This window comes from Chrysiogenia bacterium, from assembly GCA_020434085.1.
Taxonomy (GTDB): domain Bacteria; phylum JAGRBM01; class JAGRBM01; order JAGRBM01; family JAGRBM01; genus JAGRBM01.
This window is the reverse complement of the sequence record JAGRBM010000099.1, coordinates 1-6,067: the sequence shown is the minus strand read 5'-3', so window position 1 is coordinate 6,067 and position 6,067 is coordinate 1. Positions and strand designations below refer to the sequence as shown.

The 6,067-nt window shown below is 64.1% G+C and carries 7 protein-coding genes; 1 reads left to right on the top strand and 6 read right to left on the bottom strand.

From position 1 onward, the window contains the following. On the bottom strand, nucleotides 1-968 hold a 968-nt coding region (locus KDH09_03415), incomplete at its 3' end, for a class I tRNA ligase family protein (GenBank protein MCB0218719.1). Between the two features lie 169 nt (nucleotides 969-1,137). Between KDH09_03415 and KDH09_03410 the strand changes: the two genes are divergently transcribed. After that, complete coding sequence (locus KDH09_03410) at nucleotides 1,138-2,145, top strand: SDR family oxidoreductase (GenBank protein ID MCB0218718.1); 1,008 nt, start codon at nucleotides 1,138-1,140, stop codon at nucleotides 2,143-2,145. Between the two features lie 76 nt (nucleotides 2,146-2,221). On the opposite strand, the gene KDH09_03405 is transcribed toward KDH09_03410, so the two are convergent. The 5 genes from KDH09_03405 to KDH09_03385 form a co-directional block, all read right to left on the bottom strand. Further along, nucleotides 2,222-3,625: a response regulator gene (locus KDH09_03405; GenBank protein MCB0218717.1), complete on the bottom strand. Its 1,404-nt coding sequence runs from the start codon at nucleotides 3,623-3,625 to the stop codon at nucleotides 2,222-2,224. A 196-nt stretch (nucleotides 3,626-3,821) separates the two neighbouring features. Next, nucleotides 3,822-4,385 (bottom strand): chemotaxis protein CheW, encoded by a 564-nt coding sequence (locus tag KDH09_03400; protein MCB0218716.1) that lies wholly within the window; start codon nucleotides 4,383-4,385, stop codon nucleotides 3,822-3,824. A gap of 3 nt (nucleotides 4,386-4,388) precedes the next feature. Beyond that, nucleotides 4,389-4,844, bottom strand: coding sequence for a hypothetical protein (locus KDH09_03395; protein MCB0218715.1), 456 nt, complete (start codon nucleotides 4,842-4,844; stop codon nucleotides 4,389-4,391). Nucleotides 4,845-5,039: 195 nt separating this feature from the next. Beyond that, nucleotides 5,040-5,240: a hypothetical protein gene (locus KDH09_03390; GenBank protein ID MCB0218714.1), complete on the bottom strand. Its 201-nt coding sequence runs from the start codon at nucleotides 5,238-5,240 to the stop codon at nucleotides 5,040-5,042. A 269-nt stretch (nucleotides 5,241-5,509) separates the two neighbouring features. Continuing rightward, nucleotides 5,510-6,067 (bottom strand): mechanosensitive ion channel family protein (locus KDH09_03385; GenBank protein MCB0218713.1); only part of this gene is annotated, 558 nt, incomplete at its 5' end.

Genomic DNA, 6,067 nt, shown 5'->3' with positions numbered 1-6,067 from the left:
TCTCGCGCTTCGAAGCGATCGAGCCCGGCGTAGGGCCCGCCCTCGGCGGTGATGGTTCCGTCCTCGCCGATGACCCGGATCAGCGCCAGCTTGTGGCGCCGGCCCATGGCGAAGTCGTTGGGGTCGTGGGCGGGCGTGACCTTTACGCAGCCGGTTCCAAACTCGGGATCGACGAAGTCGTCGGCGATGACGGGAATCTCCCGCTCTACGAGCGGCAGAATGAGCGTCTTGCCGATGAGGTCCTTGTAGCGCTCATCCTCGGGATGGACGGCCACGGCGGTGTCGCCGAGCATGGTCTCGGGGCGCGTCGTTGCGATGGTGACGAATCGGCTTTCTTCGCCCTTGACCGGATAGCGGTAGTGCCAGAGCTTGCCCTTGGCTTCCTTGTATTCGACTTCCAGGTCGCTGATCGCCGTGCGCGAGGCGGGCGACCAGTTGACCATGTACTCACCCTTGTAGATGAGGCCTTCTTTGTAGAGGCGCACGAAGACTTCGCGAACGGCTTTGGAGAGACCGTCGTCGAGTGTGAAGCGCGTGCGGGTCCAGTCACAGGAGGCGCCAAGGCGGCGGAGCTGCTGGAGAATTCGATTGCCGTATTCCTCGCGCCACTTCCAGGTGCGCTCGACGAACTGCTCACGCCCGATTTCCAGGCGGCTTGTGCCCTGGGCGCGCAGGTCGCGCTCGACGACGCTCTGGGTGGCGATGCCCGCGTGGTCCGTGCCCGGCACCCACAGGACGTTGCGCCCGCGCATGCGCTGGAAACGGCACAGGATGTCCTGGAGGGTGTTGTTGAGGGCGTGCCCCATGTGGAGCTGGCCCGTCACATTGGGTGGCGGAATGACGATGCAGAAGGGCTCGCCCTCTGCCTTGGGATCGGCGGTGAAGAGGCCCTCGCCGTCCCACGCCTCGTACCACCGGCCCTCGACGGGTCGGAAATCATAACTCTTCGGAAGTTCTTCTCGCGGCATGTCGCGTGTCCTGATGGCCGGGTCCGTGGCGCCCCCAAAGGGGCCCCAGGCGGCGGAAAATCGTGCCCTGCGTCCTTAGCCGCATGGGCACGCGGGCGCAAGCGGCTTGCGCCGGGGCGCCCTGCGCGGCTAGGTATGGCCCACTTCCCGGCGGGGATGAGGGGGATTCATGGCCAAGCTCAATCTTGTTACCGGCGCGACCGGTTTCATCGGCTCCCACGTGGTGCAGCAACTGCTCGAAAAGGGCGAGAAGGTGCGTGTGCTGGTGCGCACGCCGGCCAAGCTCGCCGACGTGGGCATCGACGCCAATCACGAAAACCTCGAAGTGGCCCGCGGCGACCTGCTCGACCCGGCGACCATCGGTCCGGCGCTCGACGGCGTGGACGCGATCTACCACATCGCCGGTTTCATCTCGACTGCGCCGCAGGACCGCAAGCGGGTCTACGAACTCAATTTCGACATCACGAAAAATCTGTTCGAGGCCTGCGAGAAGGCGGACGTCAAAAAGATCGTCTACCTGGCCAGCATCTTTGCCCTCGCCGGTGGGGAGAAGACCCCCGCGACCGAAGAGAGTCCCTACAATCTCGAATCCCTGAACGTCGACTACACCAAGGCCAAGCGCCAGGCCGAGCTCTACGCCTACGACAAGGCGAAGGCCGGGATGCCGCTGGTATTTGTCTACCCGTGTTTCTGCTACGGGCCCGGCGATGTCTACAACTCCAGCTCGCGGCTGGTGCTGGCCTACATCCGCAAGGAACTGCCCGCCTACATCCCCGGCGGTCAGAACGTCATGGACGTACGCGACGCGGCTGGCGGCCTGATCCTGGGTATGGAAAAGGGCAAGGTGGGCGAGCACTACATCGTGGGCGGAAAGAACCTGAGCTACGAGGAATTCTTCGGCGAGCTCCAGCAGCTCACCGGCATGGCACCGCCGAAGGTGAAGCTCCCGCTCTTCGTTGGGCGCTGGGCCGGAAAGCTTCTGGAAAAGACCATGAAGAACACGCCGCTCGATGAACAGGCCGCGCTCATGATGGGTCGTTACTGGTACTACGACGACGCCAGGGCCCGCCGCGAGCTGGGCTACAGCTCCCGCCCGCTCGAAGAAACTCTGCGCGATTCGATCACCTGGTTCTGTGAGAACAAGAAAGCGCGCTGGCCGAAGGATTTCCAGCGCTGATTGCCGGCGGGATCAACGCATGGCAAAAAAAGGGCGCGCCGGAAGGCGCGCCCTTTTGCGTTTCGTGTGAATCGCCCTAGGCCTTGAGCTTCTCGATCTCTTTGGCGATCAGGTCTTCGGCGATGCGGGGGACCTGCTTGCGGATTTCCTCGGCAACGACGCCCGCCACCTCGTTCAGCAGCGCGGGCAGCCGGGCTTCGAGGGCCTGGCGGACGGCGGCTTCGAGGGCGGCGCTGTCCACTGCCGGAGCGGCAGGCGCTACTGCCGGAGCGGGCGCTGCCGCCACGGGTGCGGCAACGGGCTCGGGTGCCGGCGCGGGCGGCGGGGGAGGCGGCGGCATGACCGGCTCGGGCGCGGCGACGGGCGTCGGTGCGGGCACGGCTTCGGCCACTTCCTCGGAAAGGTCCCAGCCCTCGTCGGCGACCTCGGTCTCGACTTCCACTTCGGCCACTGCCGGCGCGGCCGTCTCGACCACGCCCAGATCGGTGGCCGAATCCTCGGCCAGATCCCAAACGTCACCATCGTCGCCGGTATCAATGTCCACTTCGACTTCGGCTTCCATCGCCACCGGCGCGGGCTCAAGCCGCGGTTCTTCGACTTCGAGCACGGGCGCTGCCGGTGCGGGGGCTGCAGGCGCTGCAGGCTCTTCGGAAAGATCCCATGCATCGCCGCCGCCCATGTCGATTTCGACCTCGGCCTCAACAGGCGCCGGGGCCGGCGGAGGAGGCGGTGGGGGAGGCGGCGGCGCAGCAGCCGCGGGCGCTGCCGGAGCGGCGGGTTCTTCGGAGAGATCCCATGCATCGCCGCCATCGTCGACTTCCACTTCGACTTCAGTTTCAAAGGTTTCCAGCGAAGAGGCCGGTGCTGCCGGGGGAGGCGGTGGCGCGGCGGGCTCTTCGGCCATGTCCCACATCGGCGAGTCGGCGGCAATCGCGTCCGAGCCCGGAGGCGGCTGGGGAATCCCTGCACCGGCGGGCATCGGAGCCGTCGGCTGAGGCGGCGCGGCCGGCCGCGGGGCTGCTGCCGGCGGCGGAGTCGGTGCCGCTGCAGGCGCGGGAGGCGGCGTCGGCGCGGCAGCAGGCGCAGCGGCCGGAGCCGCAGCAGATGCGCCGCCACCGGCGAGAATTTCGTCGACCTTCTGGATCAGGTTCTGCGATTCGAAGGGCTTGAGCAGGTGACCGTTTGCGCCGCAGCTCTTGGCCTTGGCCTCATCAAAGGGCTCATAGGCACCGGCCAGCAGCAGCACCGGAACGCCCGCTGTGGCGGGGTTCGACTTGATGGTCTGGCAGAGCTGGTAGCCGTCCTTGCCGGGCATCATCACGTCGGCCAGCACGATGTCGATGCCGCCCTGCTGAACGCGGGCAAGGGCATCGTCGCCGTTGTCCACCATCGTCAGTTCGGCATCCTGCCGCGCAAAGGTGATCTGCACGACCTTCTGAATGGTCAGCGAATCATCCGCGAGGAGAATTTTCTTGGCCATCTGTTCCGTGTCTCTTTCGCTCGCCTGGTGTATGAGCCGGCACAGGGACGCATTTTTCGTCCCAGCAGGGTGCCGGTGTTTGTTCAGGAGATCAGGTTGCGATCTTCCAGAAAGCAGCCGCCAGTGACGGCATCGCCCTCGTCAGAACCCGCCGGGTTTTCTTCCAGACCCCCGAGCCCGAAAAACCCGTGCATTCTCATGGCGAGCGGCCCCTACAATACTCGAAAAGGGCGGTAGTGTCGACCACCAGAACCGGGATTCCCTCAGTAGTTCCGCTGGATTTGATCCATTCGGGCAGGTTCTCGCCCGGCGGCTCGCTGTGGCGGGAGGGCGGCGCAAAGCCGATGAAGCGGTCAAAGGCCAGCCCCAGCAGGTCGCTTCCACTTTCAAGCACCAGTAGCAGGCCGGAGACCTCGAAGCTCAAATCGTCCATCAGGTCTTCGAGATCCTCGGGAGAGGTGATTTCCATGCGGTCGGCGTGGGCCTGTGCGGCCGATTCGGGGTCGCACAGGAACTCACCGTCGAGCAAGGGGACGAACTGGCCGCGGTAGGGCACGATTCCCAGAAAATGTCCCAGCGCGCAGGGAACCGGGTAAACGGTGTTGCGCTCGTCCACTCCGCTGATCATGCCGGCCGGGAAAGCCAGGTGGCGCTCCCCGGTGGCCACGACCAGAAGCTGGTCGCGCACGCTGCTGGGATCGAGCAGCCACAGACCGCTGGTTGCGGGCTCGGCGCTCTCTTTTTTCTCCTCGGCGCTCATCGCTTAGAGGCCCACCTTGTCGAGTTCGAGTTCCCAGCGGAGCGAGAAAACCGCCGGCCAGGCGCGCCGAAAGAGCGGCTCGTCCCCGCCCCAGAGCAGCGGCGGAACGGGCGAGCTCTCGCCCGGGGCGTGTTCTTCGATGGAGCCGACTTTATCGGCGACGAGCAGCACGAGCTCGCCGCGCAGCTCGACCTCGACGGCTTCGAATGTTTCTTCGGGAATCGCGCCTTCGCCGCGACCGAGAACCAGCGTCGAAAGGGCGCGCAGCGGCAGGGTGCCGCGTCCCTCCAGGTCGATGCGGCCGAGCAGGGAAGGGTCGCCATCGTCTTTGGGCGCTTGCACCTGCGCGGGTTCGATCTCTACCACGCGGGCTACGCGCTCGACCGGAAGCAGGTATTCATACGGCCCCGCAAGCAGGACCAGATAACCCGAGCGGGGCTCTTCGCTGTGTTCGGCCATGGACGACGCTCTTGTGCACCAGGTTGGTGCCGCCAGTGTAGCGCACTCTTGGCCGAAATGGGCGTGCCAGGCATGCGAGCGGCAAAAAGTGTACACGGCGGGGCGCGGAACGGTGCTTCTTTTCAGAGCGCCGTCCCATCGACCCGTAGGTAGGAAAGTGGGATGGGAATTTTTGGGTCGTGACGCCGGGGTGGCCTAGGCCGTTTTCAGCGTCTTCTGACTACGATCACAGAACGTGCCGGTCAGTCGAACCCGGTTGGTTTGGATCAGGTGCCGTGCCTTGAGAACGACCTGCTCGTGGCAGGGTTCGAGGGCGGTCAGCTCGAAGACGAGATCCAGCATCGTGATGGGTCGGGGGTTGATTCCCTTGCCGTGATGCGCCGGACCTTTCTTCATGCCTGAGTCCTCACGGATCACAAATAAAGCATGGACCGTGCCAAGTAAGCGCCGGTCACGACGCATCGCGAAAAATGACGCAATGTGCCCGGAACTACTTGGCTTTTCAGACCTGTAAAACCCGTTTATGGATCGTAGAACGTCAAATGGGCCTGAAAACGCAAAATTCCCCGTCAAATAACGTCAGAATTTTGATAGGACTGTCAAGGAATCTGACACGCCGCGTAACCTGCTGTACAAAACTGACCTTGAGTCAGCGGTCTGGATGGCTACTTCGACGCGCCCGACTGGTTTGCGGCGGGTGTATTGGTGACCGTCAGCGTCTCGGACGCAATGGCAACGCCCTCCATCGCCGGCAATGCACCCAGGATTTTCTCCAGCAATTCATTTCGAACAATGCGGCGGTCGCGAACCTTGGTGACGTAGCGAATGTGAAGCGCGATCCAGTTGTCGGTGGGATTGATGAAGATCGCGGGCTCCATGTTTCGTTTGGAGAGGTAGTACTTTTCTTCGAGCTTTTCGACTTCTTTCCTGGCCTGCTCGGTGGCTGATGCCGTCAGCTCGCTGACGATCTGCTGGATCTCCCTGATGGCGCGTTGCCAGTCGCTCGAATGCGTAATGGGCAGGACGATTTCGTCCCACAGGAAGCCGTGGTCTTTTGTGAAATTGTGGACGGGCGCGGAGAGTATCAGGCCGTTGGGGAGGGCATTGATGCGTCCGGTGGCCTGATCACCGTCCACCCACTCCCCGATTTCGAGCACGCTGGTATAGAGCAGTCCAATGTCGATCACATCGCCGCGCTGTGCGCCGACCTCGATGCGGTCGCC